This window comes from Pararhizobium sp. PWRC1-1, from assembly GCF_049897905.1.
Classification (GTDB): domain Bacteria; phylum Pseudomonadota; class Alphaproteobacteria; order Rhizobiales; family Rhizobiaceae; genus Pararhizobium.
This window is the reverse complement of record NZ_JAFCXE010000025.1, coordinates 17016-37809: the sequence shown is the minus strand read 5'-3', so window position 1 is coordinate 37809 and position 20794 is coordinate 17016. Positions and strand designations below refer to the sequence as shown.

General features: G+C 58.8%; 19 protein-coding genes and 2 pseudogenes. 16 read left to right on the top strand and 5 right to left on the bottom strand.

Features of this window, described 5'->3' with window-relative positions; all coding sequences use genetic code 11:
* Genes ACP7E0_RS28625 through ACP7E0_RS28605 form a run of 5 tightly spaced genes read left to right on the top strand, consistent with a single transcriptional unit; the run spans position 1 to position 5447 of the window.
* Complete coding sequence (locus ACP7E0_RS28625) at positions 1 to 1272, top strand: dihydrolipoamide acetyltransferase family protein (RefSeq protein ID WP_426129963.1); 1272 nt, start codon at positions 1 to 3, stop codon at positions 1270 to 1272.
* A 4-nt stretch (positions 1273 to 1276) separates the two neighbouring features.
* Positions 1277 to 2668: a dihydrolipoyl dehydrogenase gene (gene lpdA, locus ACP7E0_RS28620; protein WP_426129961.1), complete on the top strand. Its 1392-nt coding sequence runs from the start codon at positions 1277 to 1279 to the stop codon at positions 2666 to 2668.
* A complete protein-coding gene (locus ACP7E0_RS28615) occupies positions 2652 to 3755 on the top strand; it encodes an enoyl-CoA hydratase/isomerase family protein (RefSeq protein ID WP_426129959.1) in 1104 nt (367 codons plus the stop codon). The genes lpdA and ACP7E0_RS28615 overlap by 17 nt, the downstream gene beginning before the upstream one ends.
* On the top strand, positions 3752 to 4642 hold the full coding sequence (gene mmsB / locus ACP7E0_RS28610) for a 3-hydroxyisobutyrate dehydrogenase (RefSeq protein ID WP_426129958.1): 891 nt from the start codon (positions 3752 to 3754) through the stop codon (positions 4640 to 4642). Before ACP7E0_RS28615 ends, mmsB begins: the two co-directional genes overlap by 4 nt.
* A 34-nt stretch (positions 4643 to 4676) precedes the next feature.
* Complete coding sequence (locus tag ACP7E0_RS28605) at positions 4677 to 5447, top strand: enoyl-CoA hydratase (RefSeq protein ID WP_426129956.1); 771 nt, start codon at positions 4677 to 4679, stop codon at positions 5445 to 5447.
* Positions 5448 to 5741: 294 nt separating this feature from the next.
* Here ACP7E0_RS28605 and ACP7E0_RS28600 read toward each other — a convergent pair whose 3' ends face one another.
* Together ACP7E0_RS28600 and ACP7E0_RS28595 are read right to left on the bottom strand one after the other, a co-directional pair.
* A complete protein-coding gene (locus ACP7E0_RS28600; RefSeq protein WP_426130063.1) occupies positions 5742 to 5975 on the bottom strand; it encodes a hypothetical protein in 234 nt (77 codons plus the stop codon).
* Positions 5976 to 6073: 98 nt separating this feature from the next.
* Positions 6074 to 6628: a TetR/AcrR family transcriptional regulator gene (locus ACP7E0_RS28595; protein WP_426129954.1), complete on the bottom strand. Its 555-nt coding sequence runs from the start codon at positions 6626 to 6628 to the stop codon at positions 6074 to 6076.
* A gap of 130 nt (positions 6629 to 6758) precedes the next feature.
* On the opposite strand from ACP7E0_RS28595, the gene ACP7E0_RS28590 reads away from it, so the two are divergent.
* Together ACP7E0_RS28590 and repC are read left to right on the top strand one after the other, a co-directional pair.
* Entirely contained in the window at positions 6759 to 7796 is a 1038-nt protein-coding gene (locus ACP7E0_RS28590; RefSeq protein WP_426130061.1) for an aldo/keto reductase, read from the top strand.
* 141 nt (positions 7797 to 7937) lie between these two features.
* Positions 7938 to 8205, top strand: a pseudogene (gene repC, locus ACP7E0_RS28585) (replication initiation protein RepC); the annotation flags it as partial.
* A gap of 263 nt (positions 8206 to 8468) precedes the next feature.
* Here repC and ACP7E0_RS28580 read toward each other — a convergent pair.
* Positions 8469 to 9572 (bottom strand): Fic family protein, encoded by a 1104-nt coding sequence (locus tag ACP7E0_RS28580; RefSeq protein WP_426129952.1) that lies wholly within the window; start codon positions 9570 to 9572, stop codon positions 8469 to 8471.
* A 328-nt stretch (positions 9573 to 9900) separates the two neighbouring features.
* Here ACP7E0_RS28580 and ACP7E0_RS28575 point away from each other — a divergent pair, with 328 nt between their 5' ends.
* Both ACP7E0_RS28575 and ACP7E0_RS28570 read left to right on the top strand, forming a co-directional pair.
* Positions 9901 to 10200, top strand: a complete 300-nt coding sequence (locus tag ACP7E0_RS28575) for a DUF3095 family protein (RefSeq protein ID WP_426129950.1) — start codon at positions 9901 to 9903, stop codon at positions 10198 to 10200.
* 15 nt (positions 10201 to 10215) lie between these two features.
* Positions 10216 to 10650, top strand: a pseudogene (locus tag ACP7E0_RS28570) (DUF3095 family protein); the annotation flags it as partial.
* Here the strand turns inward: ACP7E0_RS28570 and ACP7E0_RS28565 are convergent.
* Complete coding sequence (locus tag ACP7E0_RS28565) at positions 10595 to 11905, bottom strand: ATP-binding protein (protein WP_426129948.1); 1311 nt, start codon at positions 11903 to 11905, stop codon at positions 10595 to 10597. The pseudogene ACP7E0_RS28570 and the gene ACP7E0_RS28565 sit on opposite strands and share 56 nt — an antisense overlap.
* Entirely contained in the window at positions 11905 to 12645 is a 741-nt protein-coding gene (locus ACP7E0_RS28560; protein ID WP_426129946.1) for a response regulator, read from the bottom strand. Before ACP7E0_RS28560 ends, ACP7E0_RS28565 begins: the two co-directional genes overlap by 1 nt.
* 488 nt (positions 12646 to 13133) lie before the next feature.
* Here ACP7E0_RS28560 and ACP7E0_RS28555 point away from each other — a divergent pair, with 488 nt between their 5' ends.
* The 7 genes from ACP7E0_RS28555 to ACP7E0_RS28525 all read left to right on the top strand — a co-directional run bounded on the left by ACP7E0_RS28555 (position 13134) and on the right by ACP7E0_RS28525 (position 20509).
* Positions 13134 to 14906 (top strand): cytochrome c biogenesis protein DipZ, encoded by a 1773-nt coding sequence (locus ACP7E0_RS28555; protein ID WP_426130059.1) that lies wholly within the window; start codon positions 13134 to 13136, stop codon positions 14904 to 14906.
* 9 nt (positions 14907 to 14915) lie between these two features.
* Complete coding sequence (gene msrA, locus ACP7E0_RS28550; protein WP_426129945.1) at positions 14916 to 15653, top strand: peptide-methionine (S)-S-oxide reductase MsrA; 738 nt, start codon at positions 14916 to 14918, stop codon at positions 15651 to 15653.
* Positions 15654 to 15893: 240 nt separating this feature from the next.
* On the top strand, positions 15894 to 16310 hold the full coding sequence (locus ACP7E0_RS28545) for an organic hydroperoxide resistance protein (RefSeq protein ID WP_426129943.1): 417 nt from the start codon (positions 15894 to 15896) through the stop codon (positions 16308 to 16310).
* Between the two features lie 541 nt (positions 16311 to 16851).
* A complete protein-coding gene (msrB, locus tag ACP7E0_RS28540; protein ID WP_426129941.1) occupies positions 16852 to 17304 on the top strand; it encodes a peptide-methionine (R)-S-oxide reductase MsrB in 453 nt (150 codons plus the stop codon).
* Between the two features lie 267 nt (positions 17305 to 17571).
* Positions 17572 to 17751 (top strand): DUF2798 domain-containing protein, encoded by a 180-nt coding sequence (locus ACP7E0_RS28535; protein WP_426130057.1) that lies wholly within the window; start codon positions 17572 to 17574, stop codon positions 17749 to 17751.
* A gap of 30 nt (positions 17752 to 17781) precedes the next feature.
* Complete coding sequence (locus ACP7E0_RS28530; protein ID WP_426129939.1) at positions 17782 to 18732, top strand: alpha/beta fold hydrolase; 951 nt, start codon at positions 17782 to 17784, stop codon at positions 18730 to 18732.
* Positions 18733 to 19456: 724 nt separating this feature from the next.
* Positions 19457 to 20509, top strand: coding sequence for an alpha/beta fold hydrolase (locus ACP7E0_RS28525; protein ID WP_426129937.1), 1053 nt, complete (start codon positions 19457 to 19459; stop codon positions 20507 to 20509).
* Positions 20510 to 20794 lie beyond the last annotated feature (285 nt).

Genomic DNA, 20794 nt, shown 5'->3' with positions numbered 1-20794 from the left:
ATGGGTGAATTCATCATCAAGATGCCGGATGTCGGCGAAGGCGTGGCGGAAGCCGAACTTGTCGAATGGCATTGCAAGGTCGGCGATCCAGTCCGCGAAGACATGGTGCTTGCCGCCGTCATGACCGACAAGGCGACGGTCGAAATCCCCTCGCCAGTCACCGGTACCGTTTTGTGGCTGGGCGCCGAAATCGGCGACATCGTTGCCGTCAAGGCGCCACTGGTGCGCATTCAGGTCGCGGGTGAGGGCGGCGAGGCGGATGCGGTTCCGATGGCGGAAACAGTAACCATCGAGCCTGCCGAACAAATTGTGGAAAAGGCGGCAAATCCGCCTGCCTTAGAAACGAAGAAACCCAATCAGTTCGCTCCGGTCACAAAAGCGCCAGCGCAAATCCATGCGGACAAGCCACTCGCATCGCCTGCCGTCCGTCTTCGGGCACAGGATGGCGGTATCGACCTGCGTCAGGTGACAGGCACTGGCCCGGCCGGACGTATCACCCATGACGACCTCGACCAGTTCCTTGCCCGTGGTGCGCAACCGCAACCGGCGCCGACCGGCCTTGCCAAGAAAACCGCCGTCGAGGAAATCAAGGTCACCGGCCTGCGCCGACGCATCTCGGAAAAGATGGTGCTGGCCACCTCACGCATTCCCCATATCACCTATGTCGAGGAAATCGACGTCACCGATCTGGAAGACCTGCGCGCGACGATGAACGCCGGACGCAAGCCGGAGCAGACGAAGCTGACGATCCTGCCCTTTCTGATGCGGGCCATGGTGAAGACGATCGATGAACAGCCCGTCGTCAACGCCACCTTCGACGACGACGCTGGCATCATCAGCCGCCACGCAGCCGTACATATCGGCATCGCCACCCAGACCCCGGCGGGCCTGACCGTGCCTGTCGTTCGCCATGCCGAAGCGCGGGGCATCTGGGATTGCGCGGCCGAAGTGGTGCGGCTGGCGGAAGCCGCCCGCACGGGCTCGGCGCTACGTGAAGAACTCTCCGGCTCGACCATCACCATCACGTCGCTTGGCGCAATGGGCGGTATCGCGACGACGCCGATCATCAACCACCCGGAAGTGGCGATCGTCGGCGTCAACAAGATCATGACCCGGCCGGTCTGGGATGGCAGCCAGTTCATCCCGCGCAAGATGATGAACCTGTCGTCAAGTTTCGATCACCGCGTCGTGGACGGATGGGATGCCGCAACTTTCGTCCAGCGGATCAAGGCCCTGATCGAAACCCCTGCACTGATTTTCATCGAAAGCTGAGCCCATGAAAGAGATCGTCTGCAAACTTCTCGTCATCGGCGCCGGTCCAGGTGGCTATATCTGCGCCATCCGGGCCGGTCAGCTCGGCGTCGATACCGTCATCGTCGAGGCTGTCAAAGCCGGCGGCACCTGCCTCAACATCGGGTGCATCCCCTCCAAGGCGCTGATCCATGCTGCCGAGGAGTTCGAGAAGGTCAGCCATTTTGCGGGCACCAAAAGCCCGCTCGGCATCTCGGTGGCGACGCCAAAACTCGACCTCGCCAAGACCATTGCCTGGAAGGACGGCATTGTCGGGCGTCTGAACAGCGGCGTGCTCGGCCTGCTCCGCAAGGCGCGCGTTAAGATCGTCCACGGCCGGGCAAAGTTCCGCGACGGCAAGACCGTCGAGGTTGAGACCGAAACCGGAATGCAGGTCATCCGCGCCGAAACGATCGTCATCGCCACCGGCTCCGAACCGGTGGAACTGCCGTTCCTGCCCTTTGGCGGGCCGGTAATTTCTTCGACCGAAGCCCTGTCCCTGAAAACCGTGCCGCAAAAGCTGGTGGTGGTCGGCGGCGGCTATATCGGGCTTGAGCTGGGCACAGCCTTTGCCAAATTAGGATCCAAAGTCACCGTGGTCGAAGCGACATCGCAGATCCTGCCGCAATATGATGCCGAACTGGTCAAGCCGGTGGCCAAGCGCCTTGCCGATCTCGGTATCCGCGTCCTGACAGGTGCCAAGGCCAAGGGCCTTTCCGGCAACGCATTGCTGATCGAAACCGCCGAAGGCGCGGAAGAACAGCTTGCCGCCGACAGGATCCTCGTGACCGTCGGCCGCAAACCGCGTACGGAAGGCTGGGGGCTGGACGAGCTCGATCTTGATCGCGCCGGACAATTCCTGCGCATCGACGACCGCTGCCGGACATCGATGCGCGGCATCCATGCCATCGGCGACATCACCGGCGAGCCGATGCTGGCCCACCGGGCGATGGCACAGGGCGAGATGGTTGCCGAAATCGTCGCAGGGAAAAAGCGCACATGGGACAAGCGCTGCATTCCGGCCGTCTGTTTCACCGATCCGGAAATCGTTACAGCCGGCCTGTCACCGGATGAGGCGAGGGCGCAGGGATACGAGGTCCGTGTCGGGCAATTCCCGTTCAATGCCAACGGCCGTGCCATGACCATGCTTTCGGAGGAAGGCATCGTGCGCATCGTGGCACGTGCGGACAGCAACCTCGTTCTCGGTATCCAGGCCGTCGGTTCTGGCGTTTCCGAACTGTCGAGCGCCTTTGCGCTGGCGATCGAAATGGGCGCCCGTCTGGAAGACATCGCCGCGACGATCCACGCCCATCCAACCCGCAGCGAAGGCTTCCAGGAAGCCGCCTTGAAAGCGCTTGGCCATGCCCTCCACATCTGAAACCCGCGCAGCAGAAGCCGAAACGCTGGTCGAGCGCCAGGGCGCCCTCGGCCGCATCCGGCTCAACCGTCCGAAGGCACTCAACAGCCTGACGCTGCGCATGGTGCGCGACATTGAGGCGGCGCTCGACAATTTCGAACGTGATCCGTTCATCGCCGCCGTGCTTGTCACGGGCGAGGGGGAGCGTGGGCTGTGTGCCGGCGGCGATATCCGCGCCATTTATGATGGCGGGAAAGCCGGATCGGACGCGCCAACGACGTTCTGGCGCGAAGAATACACGCTCAACGCCCGCATCGGCCGCTACCCGAAGCCCTACATCGTCATCATGGACGGCATCGTCATGGGCGGCGGCGTTGGGATCTCCGTGTATGGCAGCCACCGGGTCGTCACCGAACGCACCCGCTTCGCCATGCCCGAGACCGGCATCGGCTTTTTCCCGGATGTCGGCGCATCGTGGTTCCTGACACGCCAAGCCAATGAACTCGGCACCTATGTCGGCCTGACCGGTGAACCGCTGGGCGCCGCCGATGCCATTCTCGTTGGCCTTGCAGATGTTTTTGTCAGATCCGAAAGGCTCGACGCGTTGATCGCGGCACTGGCATCGTTGCCGGCGGACAGCCCAGGTGAGGAAATTTCAACCACGATCGCAGGCTTTTCAGACGCGCCGCCGGCCGGCGTTCTGGAGCCGCAGCAGCAGATCATCGATCGCCTCTTCGCCTTCGACACCATCGCAGCCATTCTCGCAGCCCTGCGTGCGGATGGCAGCCCGTTCGCCGAAAGGCTCCTCACCGTTTTCTCCGCCAAATCGCCGCTCAGCCTCACCGTCACGTTGCGGCTGCTGCGGCTTGGGCGCAAAACCAAAAGGCTGGAAGAATGCCTCGAACGGGAATTTTCGGCGACGGCCGCAGTTCTGCGCAGCCATGATTTCTACGAGGGCGTGCGTGCGGCCGTGATCGACAAGGACCGCAATCCGAAATGGCTGCCGCCGCGGCTTGCCGATGTCTCTGCAGCCGATGTCGATGCCTATTTCCAGTCCTCTGCCCATCCGCTCTTTGCGGATAAGATCAAGGAAGGATCACCAGCATGACGATCGGCTTTATCGGTCTCGGTCACATGGGCGGCCCGATGGCTGCCAATCTCGTCAAGGCAGGCCATACGGTGAGGGCCTTCGATCTTTCACAGCCCTTGCTGGACGAAGCGCGAAGCAAGGGCGTGACCGCCTGCGCATCACTTGCCGACGCAGTCGCGGGCGCCAGTACCGTCATCACCATGCTTCCCGCCGGCAAGCATGTTTTGTCGGTCTGGCAGGAACTGGTCGCCACTGTTCCATCCGGCACGCTCTTGATCGACTGCTCGACCATCGACATCGACAGCGCCCGCATGGCGCATGACATGGCCGCCGGAAAGGGCTGCCACTCGCTCGATGCGCCAGTATCGGGCGGCACCGGTGGCGCTGCGGCGGGGACGCTGACCTTTATGATCGGCGGGGGAGAGGACGTGTTCTCGAAGTCTCAGCCGATCTTCGAAGCGATGGGCAAAAAGATCATCCATTGCGGCGGACCGGCAGCAGGGCAGGCGGCAAAGATCTGCAACAACATGATCCTCGGCATCAGCATGATCGCCGTCGGCGAAGCCTTCGTGCTCGGCGAAAAGCTCGGCCTCTCGCATCAGGCGCTGTTTGATGTCGCCTCGGTATCATCGGGCCAGTGCTGGTCGCTGACCACCTATTGTCCGGTCCCTGGCCCTGTCCCAACATCACCGGCCAACAACGACTATAAGCCCGGCTTTGCAGGAGCCCTGATGCTGAAAGACCTGAAACTTTCGCAGGAGGCGGCGCAGTCCGCTGGCGCGACAACACCGCTTGGCGCCAAAGCCGCCGAGCTCTACGCGCTGTTCAACGAGCTTGGAAACTCCGACAAGGATTTTTCCGGCATCATCAACATGTTACGGCAACAATCCGGCGAGACCGCCTGACAAAGCCCGAAGCGTCCGCAAGAGGATCACGCCCATGGAAAAACCGATCATCATTGAGCAGCAAGACCGGGTCGTCATCGTCACGCTGAACCGCCCTGCCGCGCGCAACGCGCTCAATTCCGAGATCATGAACGCGCTGGCGACCGAGCTTGCGCCGCTGGATCGCGATCCCGGCGTCGGCTGTTTCGTGCTGAAAGGTTCGGCTAAGGCCTTTGCCGCAGGCGCCGATATCAAGGAGATGGCCGACAAGTCGTTTCCGGACATGTTCGGCGAAGACTTCTTTGCCGCCTGGGATCGGTTCGCATCGTTCCGCACACCGAAGATCGCCGCGGTTTCGGGCTATGCACTTGGCGGTGGCTGCGAACTGGCGATGATGTGCGACATGATCTTTGCCGCTGATACGGCCATGTTCGGCCAGCCGGAAATCAAGCTCGGCGTCATCCCCGGCATGGGCGGCTCGCAGCGGCTGACGAAGCTGGTTGGCAAGGCAAAGGCGATGGACATGATCCTGACCGGGCGGATGATGGATGCAACCGAGGCCGAACGCTGCGGCCTTGTCGCCCGCGTCCTGCCCGCCGAGAAGCTGATCGAGGAAACGCTGACCGCTGCCCAGACAATCGCCGGCTACGGCAAGGCCGCCACCATGGCAGCCCGCGAGGCTGTTGATCGCGCCCTCGAAGGCGGCCTGCGGGAAGGCATCCTGTTCGAACGCCGCATTTTTCACGCGCTGTTTGCCACCCACGACCAGAAGGAAGGCATGGCGGCGTTCATCGAAAAACGCGCCCCGCAATTCCAGGGCAAGTAGAAGGCGATCTAAGCCGCCCGACACCCCGCGTCCGACATCACCGAATGACAGGTGGCGGCAGCGGTCGCATCGATCGTCACGCGCAATCGAAAACCTCGTCCTTTTAATCAGCTTCAGCAGAAGCTCACCTCTTGAAGCCGGAGCCGACACCTGGATCGTATCCTGATGGCTTCTTTTTTGGGGTGGGACGCGCAGCTGGCCGGGAGGCTTCGGACTCCGGTCCTGGTCGGCGCTTCGCCTGCGGTCGCCGTGGGCCATTCAACGTTTGGTCGAGTTCGGAGGCGTGCGCTTTGCCTAGGCCAGCTCCATCCGCATATCGCGGCCATTGATCAAGGGCGGCGCGCACCTCCTCAATGACCTGCAAGGCCTCCCGCTCCACGATCGACGCAGCTTTCGCCAACGCGAGCAGATGCTCCCTGCCTGGATTCTTCTCTCTCCAGCGATTGCGGCACTATGCTCGCCGCCGGGGCCGTCGGAGTATGTCAGGTCGTATGCTGGAGACAGGGTCCACCCACCGCTTGCGTCCATGAGAAACGCATGGTTCTTACTGTGATCATCACGATTACGTTCGATCACATAATGGATCTACGCGATCTTCTTCATGTTTAAGGCGAAATCGGATGACACTATGCCTTTCCGGTCACCCGGTTGCGCACGCGCTCCAGAATCTCGTCTGACAAGGCGGGATCGTTCACCGCCCGGGACATGACGAGAGAGCCGACGAAGCTTGCAACATCCGCGATCGCTTTGCTGCGGTCAGCCTTGGAACCATTCTCCGTCTGCAAATTTTCCATATAGGCAATCAATCCCCGGATATGATCTGTCACCGGACCTCGCTCCGCCTCCGGCAGTCGTGCGAGTTCCGGCCCAAGAGCGGCCACGGTGCATCCCCCTCCGGCGGCGGCGCGATGCTCTGGTGAAAGATAGGATTTTGCGAAGTCGTCCAACGAACCACTGAGGGCATCGGCCCCTAGCATGTTCTGCATTGCATGGGCCAGCGCCTGTTCTGCAAGATCGCTCTTGGATTTGAAGTGGCCGTAGAAGCCGCCATGGGTGAGGCCAGCCCCTTTCATGACGGCATCGACACCGACAGCATGGATGCCATTCTCGCGAAACAGCTTTGCCGCCGTATCGAGAATGCGCTGCCGGTTATCCTTCGCCTGTTCCTTACTCGGACGCATCCGCAGATCCTTTTTTGAAAATGCTCTTGACAAAATATATGACGATCGTAATTTAAATGCAATACATGACGATCGTCATTTAAATCATAAACCGGGCAGAAACGCCCTTAGAAGGATGAAGCACATGGGCATGCGATATAGAGTTTTCGGCCGCACCGGCCTTCGCGTTTCGTCGTTTGCGCTGGGCACCGGCAATTTCGGGACCGGCTGGGGCTACGGCGCAGACCGAGAGTCTGCAAAGCGGATCTTCGACGTTTACCGCGCCGCCGGAGGCAATTTCATCGATACGGCCGACCAGTATCAGTTCGGCCAGTCGGAAACGTTGACCGGCGAGTTCATTGCCAGCGACCGCGACGATATCGTGCTTGCCACCAAGTTTTCGTTGGGCGGCGCGCCGAACAGCGGCCTACAGCACACCGGTAACAGCCGCAAGGCGATGATCCAGTCTGTCGAAGCAAGTTTGAAGCGGCTGAACACTGATCGCATCGACCTGCTCTGGGTCCATATGCCGGATGCCGTCACCCCAATCGATGAGATCGTCCGGGGTCTCGACGATCTCGCCCGTTCCGGCAAGATCCTCTATTCCGGCCTGTCAGATTTCCCGGCCTGGCGCGTCGCGACCGCTGCCACGCTCGCCGACCTGCGCGGCTGGTCGCCGATCTCTGCGCTGCAGATTGAGTACAGCCTCGTGGAGCGCACGGTCGAGCGTGAGCTGATCCCCATGGCCAATGCTTTCGGTCTTGGCACCGTTAGCTGGTCGCCGCTTGGGGGTGGCCTGCTCACCGGAAAATATCGCAAGGGCGAGACGGGCAGGGCGCAAGGGCTCGGCGCGGTCATCCACGGCGAAAGCGACGATCGCAAGACGGCAACCGTTGACGCGGTTCTGGCGATTGCCGAGGAAACCGGACTGCCTGCCGGTCAGATCGCTATCGCCTGGGTACTTGCCAAGGGCACGACGCTGCCAATCATCGGTCCGCGCACCAAGGAGCAGCTCGATGACAATCTGTCGGCACTCAGTGTTCGCCTGACCGAAGAGCAGATCGCCCGCCTCGAGACCGCCAGCGCCATCCCGCTCGGCTTCCCCTATGACATCGTTACGGGCAGCCGCGATCGTCTGGCGGGCGGAAAGGCGGATGTGATGGACTGGCCCGCCTCAGCGGTGAAGTGAGGACGTTGACCGGCCGAATTTATAATCTGTCATGCCCGGCCTTGAGCGAGACCTCCTTTTTCGCAGCGTGAATCCTCGGCTCAACAGCCGGGGATGAGCGCTTTCCGGATTTGAATGTAAAAGAAACACCTGTTGAGGATGAGTTGGCGTGATTTGATGTCGGCCGCGATTACCGTTCGGTCAATGCTCGGGTCAGCCCGTCGGCGTATCAGGACGCCTGCGACGCCCTGGGCCCCGAAATGGCGGCCGCGGCGATGGCCTACATTTTTGAGCGGGGTGGGCACATCAATTCGGCCGGAAGGTATTTGCGGGATTGGACGAGGCGAGCCAGGAGGGCGAGTTTTCGTTCGGACCGATGCTGATGGCCCTGGTCCGAGCCAATGGTGGCGCTGAACAGAAGACGGGCTGAGAGAGGGGGGGATGGCTGGGGAAATTGAGATTGGCCTTCGTTGACGCCCGGATTAGCATGTTTCAAACAGTTCAAGACCCACAAGTATCTTCAGATACCTGGAAGCTACCCGCAGCGGGCGATAGGGAAAAGCTAATCCGTTGAGAAATTGGATTGGTGAGCGATGACAGGCGGCCACAGGAGGGGCATTGGCCCAGCTCGACCTGGGATGGCAGAACCAATTGAATGGATCATCATCTTTGCGTCGTTAGATCGTAGGGGCGCTAACGCAAGTTCAGGGTGTATCGGGCGTGTCGGCGTTCTCCGGTTCGCGTCAGCGCACCCTTCACCACCAGGTCGAGAAGGTCGCGCGTCGTCGTCGCTCGTGAGGTTTGTGTAATCGCAATGTAATTCTCAGCGCTCAAACCGCCCCGGAATCCAGCGGGGCCTTCCCTGAACATGCGGGCGATGGTTTTCTCCTGGCGTTCATTGAATTGACCTCGGAACCGGTCGTAAAAATGCGCCTTGGCAATATAAAATGCGACCCGCTTAAGGGTGGTTTGCTGCGCCTCGAGAACAGTTTCGGCGAAGTAAACGAGCCATTCGGTAACATTGAGTGTGCGTTGATTGCGTTCTAACTGGTCGTAGTAGGCCTTGCGGCCATTTTCGATGGTGTGAGCAAGGGCAATGAGGCTTGGTCGCTCGAGACTCTGTGCCAGCGACTTTTCCGCAAGCGCTCGGCCAATCCTTCCGTTGCCATCTTCAAACGGGTGGATGCTCTCGAAATAGAGATGGCCCAGACCGGCGCGGGTCAAAGCGGGCAGGGGAGAACCACCATTGGAGGCTGATCTGTTGAACCACCCGACGTAAGCCTCCATCTCCTGGGGCACCTGCCTGGACGGTGGAGCCTCGTAATGAATGGTTGGTTTGTCGTGCCGGCCGGAGACAATCTGCATCGCATCGTCATGGGTCCGGTACCCGCCGATCGTTCCGATGTGGCGGTTTCCGCTTATGAGCATGCCATGCCAACGAAACATCGTTGTATGATCGAGGGGGAGAGGCCAGGAATTATAGACATCGATCATCATCTCAGCGATGCCGTGCTCCTGCGGCTTGACCGGCCGACTGTCCGCATCGAGCCCGAGTTGGCGACGCAAGGAGGACTGCACGCTCAGACGATCTAGCATCTCGCCCTCGATCTCTGACGTCGTCACCGCTTCGTCGCTTAGGAACTCGATACGCAAAAGATCGCGTTCCTCATCGGTGAAGTGACGAACCGCCCCGATTACTTCGCCGGAAGAAGAAAGAAATCGGTCTTCGAGGTGCGCAATTTGAGCGGCGTCATAGGTAAACTGCGGCCAGCTTTTTTGTGTCCAATTCCAAGTCATGAGTTATAGAAATCTCCGCTATAACTCAGGATTATCTGGAACTGTGATCGATAGCAATCTTGCCTATCGATCAGATTGTTCAAGAGGTGGGTATAACGGCGAGTTGGCGCGGGCGATGCCTCAGCGGAGGACTTGAAGCCGGGCGGCCTGGTACTTGCAGAGGACAAAGGCCAGCGCCACCGTTTTTCCTTGTTGAAGGAAAATAAACCGCGGCCGCGCACCTCGTCGTTCGAATGGCGAGAGATCGTTAGCGGGGCCGGCGGTAGTCGAGCTGGCTGCGGGCTGGTATCCGGTGGGCGAAGGGCAGGTTAAAGAGGGTCGCTAGGCGGTGGCGGCGGCCACTTCGCTGCCCCCGATCGGAGGGCTTTCATGCGACTGGACCCCCTTTCCAAGCAGGCACGGCACGATACTGTCGCTTTTGGTCGAACCCCGGAAGAGCTCTGAGATCGCATTGTTCACGGCTTTGGCTCGCAGCGTGGTGTCAGTTTTGGATTTTAGCCCGCGCGGTTCGAACCCCGTTCCTGATTTGGTTCCAATCGCAAGACGTCCGGAAAAGAGGGTCGATCCCGCAAGCGGGTCCGTAGCTGCCGCGAATTCGGACTTTAGGAAATTCGACGATCTTCTCTGACCGACGGTCGATTGCTCCGAGCCCCAGGTCATGGCCGTGGAGACGATACTCAAACCAGCTGCGGCACGCGGCGAAATCGATTACGGTCTGCATCGGCAGTCACACGCGATCATGACCTGCCTGGTACCATCGGCAGACCCCGACGCGCATCTGCATTTTCTGGATGGGATGGACGGCGGATACACCAAGGCCGCAAAAATTGTTGCGGGCGAACGCCAGGGGACAGTCATCTGGTTGATTGCCGCCGATGAGAATCGGCCCAATTGCGGTGCTGGTCGTGGGTTGAATATTTCGCGACGCGGCCGCCACTGCGACCGACATCTTCTTCCAACTCGTTTGGACGTTAAATGCCCGTCACACGATCAGCAGTCCGTGGCATCTCGGTGCCCCACACTTAACCGACAGAAACACGGGCAGAAAGGCCTCCGCCCTCGCGGTTGGATAGCTTGAGCGAGCCACCGATTGCGATGGCGAGCTGCTGTGCTATAGCGAGACCGAGACCCGTTCCCCCGGTTCCACGATTGCGTGACTGTTCGAGCCTGAAGAACGGTTGAAGAACCGCCTCCAACTGGTCATCGGGAATGCCGCTTCCTCTGTCCAAAACGTCGATGACCACGCGGCCGTCTAATTCCTTGTGCACGCAGATTTCCGCACCGCCGCCGAATTTGAGCGCATTATCAATGAGGTTGGTGAGGATACGGCGTAGAGCGTGGGGTCGGGTGACAATCACCTCATCTATGCGTTCAGTCACGGATACTGCCTTGCCGGTATCCTCGTAATCATAGGCCAGACTGTCGACGAAAGAGCCGATTTCGATGCGGGATGATTTTTCCACATTGCCATGGCTACTGCGCGCGTAGGCAATCCCTTCATGAACCAGGCTCTGGATTTCCGCCAGATCCTGGACCAGTTTGTCCTTTTCCGGCGAGTCCTCTGAAAACTCGGCCCGCAGCTTCATACGAGTGATAGGCGTCTGGAGGTCATGCGAGATGGCGGCGAGAATCTGTACCCGTTCCTCGAGATAATGCGAAATGCGGTCCCGCATCGCATTAAACGCCACAGCTGCATAAGCGACCTCTTTCGGGCCGCTTTCGCTCAGTCGGGGAGTGATCGTATTCGGGTTCAATGCGTCCGCAGCTTGCGCAAGAACAACAAGTGGCCGGATGGCGACGCGGACCGCGAACCAACTGCACAACACAAGGAGCGAGAGCTGAGCGACAAGCACATAGGGCAACCACTTCGCCAGCGGCATGATTGAAGGGTAGACATCAATGGTCAAAGGCTGGCCGTCGCTTAGTGTAATGTGCGCCTGGAGACGCTGGCCGTCGCCCGGGACAGATTGCACCGTGAGCGGAAATCGCTCGCCGATCGCTTCACGAATCGTCCGCCCCATTTCGGCACCCAATCCCGATAAGTCAGGAACGCCTGGATCGCCCGGTCCGAGAATGTAGCGATAAGTCCTGCGGTCGAGCTGTGCGACCCAATCCGGCCTCTCGCTCGCTGGAAGACGATCCATCAGCGCGACCGCCGTCGTCACGTCCTTATCGAGATTTCCCAGAAGCATTGCTTCGACCATACCGTACCTTTCCGAAAAAAGGACGGCAAAGGAAAGTGCCTGCGTTATCACCAGGCCCGCCAGAAAAATCAGGAACAGTCTTGAGCCAAGGGTGCGTGGCCAAATGGGGAATCGTCCGGATAGCGTCATTACGCACGGACCTCCATTATCTGGACCGCCATCGAAAAGACGTAGCCCTCGCTTCTGACGGTCTTGATATAGGCTGGCTCGCGCGCGTCGTCTCGAAGACGCTGCCGCAGTCGGCTCACCAGCAGGTCGATCGAGCGGTCAAACAGATCCGCGTCGCGGCCTTGCGTGAGACTTAAAAGCTGATCGCGGTTCAACACCCTTTGAGGATGATCGACAAAGACACGAAGGAGCCGATACTCGGCACCGCTGAGGGCGACAGTCGTGCCTTCCTGGTCGAGGAGATGGCGGGCGGAGGTGTCCAACTTCCATTCCCCGAAACTTAGAAGCTGTCCGACCTCACTGATCTGCAGGTTCGGAGGCAGCATCCGCGTGCGTCGCAGAACCGCATTGATACGTGCGAGGAGCTCTCGGGCCGCAAACGGCTTCGCCAGATAGTCGTCAGCCCCCATTTCCAAGCCGATGATCCTATCAGTTTCGTCGGTCCGGGCGGTCAGCATCAAAACAGGCGTGGCCTTGTGTTTACCAGAGCGTAGTTCGCGGCACAGAACCAGACCGTCGTCACCTGGCATCATGACATCCAGAACGATGAGATCGACAGATTCCGTGTCCAGGAACGAACGCATTTGACGACCGTCTGCCGCGACAGATGCGCGGAACCCGTTTTTCTTCAAATAGGTCGAAACCAGTTCGCGTATTTCGCGGTCGTCATCAACGACGAGTATATGATCGATGTGGTCCATCTGCGCTGCCTTCACGTTGATCCCCATGCCATTTAGCAGCAATTGTACATCAAGGCGCGCAGGCGTCCCTGGAGAATTGTATGTCAGTGTACCGGGCACGCCATGAGATACACTTTTCAACCAAAAAGGCGTGTGACTGCCGAACGTGGGCCGTTTTGCTGAGGTGGCGTATCATGGGTCAGCCTGGTGGTCCGGCTCGCTGCTCCAACGATCCTGTTTCCGGGAGAACTCGCTTGTCGTTCTCCGATTTGAGTCCTCATGGATACGGCTCTTGTCATGACCGCGAAATTGCATGGCTTCGAGCCAGGGTGATCGGCACCCTATTTTTGTTTTGTAACGCAATGTGTTGCTGAATTTCCATCCTACACTTGGTTACAATTTTGCAAGATTAGCACACACGGCAGATACGTACCGGAAGGCATTATCGACGCGTCCGGCTGTTCGTCAGCTTCCATGGACAAAGTAATCGATGCTCAACGGAGAGAATGATGTCCCTTCTTATTGTTGCCTATTTCGGAGGCGTGCTGACCATACTCAGTCCGTGCATCCTTCCGGTTCTTCCCTTTGTTTTCGCCCGCGCGGGGCGACCCTTTGTGAGCAGCACGCTGCCGATGCTAGGCGGCATGGCGATCACGTTCGCTTCCGTTGCAACACTGGCGGCTGTCGGCGGAAGCTGGGCGGTTCACGTCAATGAGTATGGCCGGTACGCCGCTATTGCCCTTCTGGCGTTGTTCGGCGTGACGCTTATTTCGTCACGGGCCGCCGCCATTTTGACCGGCCCGATCGTCGCGTTGGGCAACAGACTTCTGAGCCGCAGCGGCAAACCAGGCGAGGGGGAGTCCAGCGGTAAATCATTTGTCCTCGGGGTCGCGACGGGGCTCCTTTGGGCACCGTGCGCCGGGCCTATCCTTGGCCTGGTGCTCACGGGCGCGGCGCTTCAGGGTGCCAACGTCGAAACGACCCTGCTTCTGCTGGCCTATTCCGCAGGTGCCGCAACTTCGCTTGCAGTCGCGTTACTTGTCGGCGGGCGTGTTTTCGCCTTGATGAAACAGTCGCTCGGTTCGGGCGAATGGGTCCGACGCGGGCTCGGGGCTGCGGTCCTGACAGGTGTGACGGCCATCGCGCTCGGTCTGGACACCGGAGTCCTTGCCCGGCTGTCCATTTCGGGCACGACCACGATCGAGCAGTCACTCCTCGACAGGTTCAAGGCCAGGACGACAACATCCTCGGTTGAAGTGGCGGGCAACAGCATGTCCCTTGCGGCCGACGACGCTCGTCAAGGGTTCTCGAGCGGGTTGCCCGTTGAAGGCCAGTTCCCCTCTCTGGATGGCGCTGTCGAATGGCTAAACTCGCCACCGCTGTCAAGCGAACAGCTGCGCGGCAAAGTCGTGCTGGTCGATTTCTGGACCTACTCCTGCATCAACTGTATTCGGACGGTACCTTATGTCCGGGCCTGGGCCGAGAAATACAAGGACCAAGGCCTGGTGGTGATCGGTGTCCACTCGCCCGAGTTTGCGTTCGAAAAGAAGATCGACAACGTCAAGGAAGCAATTGACGATTTCAAGATCGGTTACCCAGTCGCGATCGACAATGACTTCAAGATCTGGCGCGCCTTCCAGAATAGCTACTGGCCAGCTCACTACTTCATCGATGCCAAGGGGCAGGTGAGGCACCATCACTTCGGCGAGGGCGACTACGCGCAGTCGGAGAAGGTGATCCAGGACCTTCTTGCTGAGGCAGGCGCGCTTAAATCGACGGCTGCGATGGTGAAACCGGACTCGGCCGGGGCAGAGATTGCTCCCGATCTACGCAATATCCGGTCATCGGAGACGTACATCGGATACCAGCGTGCGTCGAACTTCATATCCCCCGAGGGCCTCAACGCCGACGTGGCACAGAACTATACGATGGCGGAGCCAAATCTCAACGAATGGGGTCTGACAGGAATGTGGACCGTCGGCGCTGAACGCGGCACCCTCAACCAGTCAGGCGGCACCATTGCCTACAGGTTCAGTGCCCGAGATCTTCACCTTGTTCTTGGTCCTGACGAAAAGCGTGGTCCGGTAAGGTTTCAGGTCACTGTCGACGGCAAGCCACCGGGCAAAAACCATGGCGCTGATGTCGATGAGAACGGCATCGGAACCGTGAAAGAAACACGTCTTTACCAGTTGGTTCGACAGACGGGAAATGTCGCGGAACGGACATTTGAGGTTCGGTTCCTGGATCCCGGCGTTCAAGCTTTCGTATTCACATTTGGTTGAGGGAACGTCATGAACGCGACATCAAATCCTTTCAAGGGCATCGGTGGCGTCCGCGGCGCGATGATCGTCGGCGGCCTGTTCGTCCTGCTTGGGGCTTCGGTCCTTGGCAACACCAGCTCGGCCGCCGAAGAGCCCCGCCTGGTGCCTCCGCCTCTCTACGCCCTCACAAAACCCGTCAATGGCATTCAGACGGCGGTCTTCGCGGGGGGGTGTTTCTGGGGTGTCCAGGGCGTGTTCCAGCACGTTGAGGGCGTTATCAACGCAACCTCCGGCTACGCCGGAGGGAGTGCTGAAACGGCGACATACGAGCTGACCGAGACTGGCAACACAGGCCATGCCGAGGCGGTCCGGGTTGTTTTCGACCCCCAAAAAATCAGCTACGGAAAGCTTCTGCGCATCTATTTCTCGGCCGCCCACGATCCGACCCAGTTGAACCGCCAAGGACCGGACATTGGCTCCCAGTATCGTTCGGCGATTTTCCCGATAGACGACGAACAGGAAAGGGTAGCCGCGGCCTACATCGAGCAGCTCGAAGCAGCAGACGTCTTTGGACCCGAGATTACGACGACGATCGAGGTCGCGAAGCCATTCTACAGGGCCGAAAGCTACCATCAGGATTTCATGGCAAACAATCCGTCGCATCCTTATATCGCCTACTACGAGGAGCCGAAGGTCCAAACCCTGAAAGCGTTCTTCCCGGAACTTTACCGCGAGAAGGCCGTGCTGGTCTCAGACGCCCGGGGTTAGGCGAAACGTTGGGAGACACTTGATCCCAAGCCACCCCTCCGCACTCACCCTCAACGAAAATTGCCTCGGGCCGTCGCGCCCGAGACTTGCCGTTCTCGGACTCGCCCGGGTCTTGGCGGGCCTACAATGTGTTACACAATCGGCAAATTCTGACACATCCGGGATACGTCACACCAGCTTAATGCGGCTATCGACCGATATCGACATTGGTCATTCGTCAACAGGTTAAGGAAAGTGAACATGACTGCGAATGAAAAGGTGCTTTACACGGGCAAAACACATACCACTGGTGGCCGGGAAGGCAACTCGCGCAGCTCCGACCATCGACTGGAAGTCAAACTTTCGTCGCCGGGTGGACCTGGAACAGGGACGAATCCGGAGCAGCTGTTTGCGGCCGGATGGTCGGCCTGCTTCATCGGCGCAATGGGCTCCGCTGCACGGAAAATGAAAATCGCGCTTCCGGCCGACGTGGCCGTCGATGCTGAAGTGGATCTCATCAGTACGGACGGCGAGTATTCTCTCGCGGCGCGCCTCAACGTGAGCCTGCCGGGCATCCCTGAGGACGTCGCCCGGGAGATCGTCGACGCCGCGCACCAGACCTGCCCTTATTCCAAGATGTCGCGTGGCAACATCAGCGCCGAGATCAATCTGGTCTGATCTTGCGTCGAAGGGTCCTCCTCACACGGTGAAACTCCGCGGTTCGTGAGGGGGACGTTATTGAACAAATGCATGCCAGTCAGTGATGGCAACTGTCCTGAGTGAATGTTCGAGGAGAGTTTCCGTGTACCTAGCGGTCAAATGTATCGCGGCCTTGTCGATCTTGGCATCGCCTTGCGCTTGGGACTCCGATCCGCGTGAGGCGTCCGCCATCGCCGCCATTCAGGGGGAAGGGCAATTCGTGGGATCTCTTTCTGCCCCAACGCCTGATTATTTTCAGGCAACCGCGGATACTGAGACTGAGTTGTTCCACGATGATGACGGTTTCGAAGCGGCTTTCTAAAGGCCAGGGAGGGCATTGAAACCAAGTCCTTCCAACTCCAGAGCCCAATAGATTGGGCTCTGGCATCACCCCCGGGGGGGCGTCACGTTGCGTGTCCCGATCAAACGCCTTGATGAGAAACGCATCGGGGGCTTCGTCAGAAGTCTACAACATCTGACGAACCAGATCGGGCTTTGTATTGCCCGAAGGAGCTTTGGAATGTCGAAATACCGAAAAAATACCGAGGTGATTTCGGGCTTGTCCTCGGAGCAATATCGGGTGACCCAGCTCGGCGCTACCGAGATGCCGGGGACTGGCGAGTATCTCGCCAACGAACAGCCCGGAATCTATGTCGATGTCGTTTCAGGTGAACCGCTTTTCGCCTCAAGCGACAAGTACGACGCCGGATCAGGCTGGCCAAGTTTTACCCGACCGCTCGACCCGGAACTCGTGACTGAAAAACCCGACGGAAAATACGGGCGGGAGAGCACAGAGGTGCGATCCACGACGGCAGACAGTCATCTCGGCCATGTCTTTCCGGACGGCCCGCCGCTCGATGGCGGGCTTCGGTATTGTATAAATTCGGCCGCCCTCCGTTTTGTTCATCGCGGCGAAATGGAGACCGAAGGCTACGCGGCCTACGTCGCGTATCTGGAGAAAAACGATGACTGAGGACCGCGCAGTTTTCGCGGGTGGATGTTTCTGGGGAATGCAGCACCTCATACCTTGAACGTTATCCGAACGGATACTCTTTCCATTTCGTCCCCCCGGGCTGGAGATTGCCAGCGCGGCCGGACCGCCTCGATCCCATCGCGCCAGAGGTGCAACCCACCTCGTCCTAACGTGAGCAATGTCAATGCTAGTCATTTCAACTGGGTCTATCCCTTGGAGAATTCCGTGAGCATACAATTGAAACGGAAAATTGCCTTCGCGCTTTTGATGGGCGTCGTGACGACGGGGATCATCTCGTTCGTTATTCTCGCACTAAATCTGGGTTTCTCTGAAAAATTTGCCCTCGCGTGGCTGCGTTCATGGGGCATTGGCTACCTGATCGTCATCCCCGCGATCCTGCTGATCGGTCCACGCTTGCAAGCCCAGGTCGATCGCCTAATCAAGTGAGCCACCAACACGTTACCGAGGTATACTCCCATGTCAAAACAATCGCTGGCCGCATCGGTTGCCTTCGTGCTGAGCACTTCCATCGCCTGGGGGTGCACGGACATCCCTGCGGACCACGTTCAAAAAGTGGACGTTGGATACACGGCCGTCGATCCAGACATCACCCTTAGAAGAATGATCGTCCACAACTCCAAACCGAAGGGAACCGTGCTCTTGCTGCATGGCTTTCCCGAGACCATGTGTGCCTGGAAGGATATTTCGTTGAAGCTCGGCGAAGACTATGAAGTCCATGCGATCGACTGGCCCGGTTACGGTCTTTCAACGAGACCTCCGGTCGAGAAATTCTCTTACGCGCCAAAAGAGTACGCTCGAGTTCTGAAAGACTATATCGATACGGCGCAAATCCGCACGGACGAGCTCACGATCTACGCGACAGACATTGGAGCCCTGCCAGCACTGCTTCTGGCTCTCGAAAATCCGGGGCTTGCGCGGACGATCATCGTTGGGGACTTCGCGCCTTTCAACAAGCCGGAATATATGTACGAGAGTCTGCAAAATCTGAAGTCGCCAGCTTCAGCGGATCAGACCCACGTTTACATGAACAAAAACCGTGACGACATTCTTGAGAACGCCTACAGGCGAGGTCTGTCCAAAGAGGCGCAGTTCGACGTTTCCCCTGGGTTCAAGGCAGACATGTACCGCGGATGGAATCAAGGCGGAATGACGTCCGCCGACGCCTTCTACCACTACTACTCCAACTTTACGCGAGACCAGGATTATTTCGAGTCGAACTTGGCCCGCCTCAAGACACGCGTGAAAGTCGTTTGGGGTGAAAAAGATATTTACATCAAGAAGGAGATGGGAGTTGAGTTCGCCGAAAAGGTCAACGCCGAACTGAATCTCCTGCCTGACATCGGACACTACCCTCATCTCCAGGATCCTGAGCAGACCGTTGAGGAGATCCGCGCGTCATTTCGATGAAGCCCGTACCGGCCGGCGCTCTGAGCGGATGACGAAGGTGGAAACCTTCCGCCGCGCCCGCTAACCGCGTCCTGAGCTTTTTCCACGATGCGTTGTCTCCGTGTTGATTTCTGCTACGCCCACGAGGGCGATAACTAGATGCTTCTGGGGAACGCAGTTGTTCTCGGTTGTTAGAACTTGAAGTTCGGTAACCGAGACACTGGCTCCCGGCGCGGCCTGCAGCGCAGACGCTACGCCCTCTCGGTACGAATAGGCAAACCGCCTGATCCCGCTGGTCTCGGGCCTCGCTTTGGTTGAAAATCAAGAGAGAATCTGGATTTGGATGCTGCAGACGCTCTTTTGCGAAGGCGCTGTCGGCTAGCGAAGTGTTGGGAGTGCACGTTGTCATGGCTTCTTCTCGCCTCACGGATGGATGTCGGGATGCGTGCGTGAACCGTGCGGGACAACTTGGGTCGATAGCGATTTTCAGCTGAGATATGCCGACCGCATCAGCGCGGGGATGCCTCTGCTGAAGACCTGGAGCACTTTCAGGAACCGTTCCTACCAACGTTGACTTACGCAACGCCCGGAACGCGCCGTGTTGACACCGGCGCCCACAATGTAATCGAATGTATCAAACCACGCGAAAGCTACATGAGCTTTCAAAACAGGACGAAACCGAAACAAACTAGATACACTGGAGGCGTTTTCTTCTGACAGTAGGGAACCAGTTTGGAGCGCCAAAATGTCAGACGAAGTAAACATGCCCCGCCGCCGCTTTTTTGGAGCAGCCGCGATGACCGTGGCAGCAGGTCAGATCGGATTTGCAGCTATCAGTCGCGCTGAGACTACTTCGCAAGGTCTGATCGTTCCCGCCTCGCTTTCCCCACGTTCGCATACATCGTTTGGTCCCTTAAAGCATATCGAGGCAGGCTTGCTCAATGTGGCCTACGCTGAAGACGGGCCGTCTGACGGGCCTCCGGTGCTCCTTCTGCACGGCTGGCCCTACGATGTTCACAGCTTTGTAGACGTGACATTGCTTCTCGCTTCCGCGGGATATCGAGTAATCGTACCGCATTTGCGAGGCCACGGACCCACGCGGTTCCTGTCCGCAGAATCCGCCCGCAACGCACAGCAATCTGTGGTCGCTTTGGATGTGGTTGCGTTGATGGACGCCTTGAAGATAGAGAAGGCGATAATCGCAGGCTTCGATTGGGGCGCGAGAACGGCCAACATTGTCGCTGCTCTGTGGCCAGAGCGGTGCAAGGCCATGGTCTCCGTCAACGGTTACCTGATCAACAACCTTGAGCGCAACAAGCTTCCGCTGCCGCCGAAGGCCGAACATGGATGGTGGTATCAGTATTACTTCGCCACCGAACGTGGGCGGGCTGGATATGACGCCAATAGACGAGAATTTGCCAAGCTGATCTGGAAATACAACTCGCCCAACTGGCATTTTGACGAGACGACATTTGACCGCTCTGCGGCATCCTTCGACAATCCGGACTATATCAGCATCGTAATTCACAACTACCGTTGGCGTTTGAGCCTCGCCCCAGGCGAGCCAAAGTACGACGATCTGGAAGCGCGACTTGCTGCTGGGCCGACGATCGATGTCCCGACAATCACAGTGGATGGTGACTCGGACGGCGTCGTCCCGGCCTCCGACGGAACATCTTACGCAAAGAAATTCACGGGGAAGCGGACTCACCGGGTGATCGCGGGTGCTGGTCATAATTTGCCGCTGGAGGCACCCCATGAGTTTGCCAGGGCGATCGTGGACGTCGACACCTACTGATCGAAAGGTGACCTGTGCTAGCCTGGCCATGACCAAGATCGCAATAAGACTTTGCGGCGAAGAGGGGCTCTCTCAATGTTAGACGGTATGGATCAGAACAGACGCCGTTTTCTAAGCAACGTCGCTTTGGGCGTCACCGCGCCATTGTGGTAGACGTGACCGCGGCTCTGGCAGTCGACGTCAATCCGCCGAAGGCAATCGGTGGGAAAGAAATGTCGCGTTCATCGCCGCCGCTGAAACGTCTTGAGCCACTGAAGTACGTCGATGCGGGCGTATCGAACATCG

Bases quoted from the DNA above. Each gene is read 5' to 3' on its own strand.
- ACP7E0_RS28625 (WP_426129963.1), top strand. From the start codon at position 1: ATGGGTGAATTCATCATCAAGATGCCGGATGTCGGCGAAGGCGTGGCG.
- lpdA (WP_426129961.1), top strand. From the start codon at position 1,277: ATGAAAGAGATCGTCTGCAAACTTCTCGTCATCGGCGCCGGTCCAGGT.
- ACP7E0_RS28615 (WP_426129959.1), top strand. From the start codon at position 2,652: ATGCCCTCCACATCTGAAACCCGCGCAGCAGAAGCCGAAACGCTGGTC.
- mmsB (WP_426129958.1), top strand. From the start codon at position 3,752: ATGACGATCGGCTTTATCGGTCTCGGTCACATGGGCGGCCCGATGGCT.
- ACP7E0_RS28605 (WP_426129956.1), top strand. From the start codon at position 4,677: ATGGAAAAACCGATCATCATTGAGCAGCAAGACCGGGTCGTCATCGTC.
- ACP7E0_RS28600 (WP_426130063.1), bottom strand. From the start codon at position 5,975: ATGGACGCAAGCGGTGGGTGGACCCTGTCTCCAGCATACGACCTGACA.
- ACP7E0_RS28595 (WP_426129954.1), bottom strand. From the start codon at position 6,628: ATGCGTCCGAGTAAGGAACAGGCGAAGGATAACCGGCAGCGCATTCTC.
- ACP7E0_RS28590 (WP_426130061.1), top strand. From the start codon at position 6,759: ATGCGATATAGAGTTTTCGGCCGCACCGGCCTTCGCGTTTCGTCGTTT.
- ACP7E0_RS28580 (WP_426129952.1), bottom strand. From the start codon at position 9,572: ATGACTTGGAATTGGACACAAAAAAGCTGGCCGCAGTTTACCTATGAC.
- ACP7E0_RS28565 (WP_426129948.1), bottom strand. From the start codon at position 11,905: ATGACGCTATCCGGACGATTCCCCATTTGGCCACGCACCCTTGGCTCA.
- ACP7E0_RS28560 (WP_426129946.1), bottom strand. From the start codon at position 12,645: ATGGACCACATCGATCATATACTCGTCGTTGATGACGACCGCGAAATA.
- ACP7E0_RS28555 (WP_426130059.1), top strand. From the start codon at position 13,134: ATGTCCCTTCTTATTGTTGCCTATTTCGGAGGCGTGCTGACCATACTC.
- msrA (WP_426129945.1), top strand. From the start codon at position 14,916: ATGAACGCGACATCAAATCCTTTCAAGGGCATCGGTGGCGTCCGCGGC.
- ACP7E0_RS28545 (WP_426129943.1), top strand. From the start codon at position 15,894: ATGACTGCGAATGAAAAGGTGCTTTACACGGGCAAAACACATACCACT.
- msrB (WP_426129941.1), top strand. From the start codon at position 16,852: ATGTCGAAATACCGAAAAAATACCGAGGTGATTTCGGGCTTGTCCTCG.
- ACP7E0_RS28535 (WP_426130057.1), top strand. From the start codon at position 17,572: ATGGGCGTCGTGACGACGGGGATCATCTCGTTCGTTATTCTCGCACTA.
- ACP7E0_RS28530 (WP_426129939.1), top strand. From the start codon at position 17,782: ATGTCAAAACAATCGCTGGCCGCATCGGTTGCCTTCGTGCTGAGCACT.
- ACP7E0_RS28525 (WP_426129937.1), top strand. From the start codon at position 19,457: ATGTCAGACGAAGTAAACATGCCCCGCCGCCGCTTTTTTGGAGCAGCC.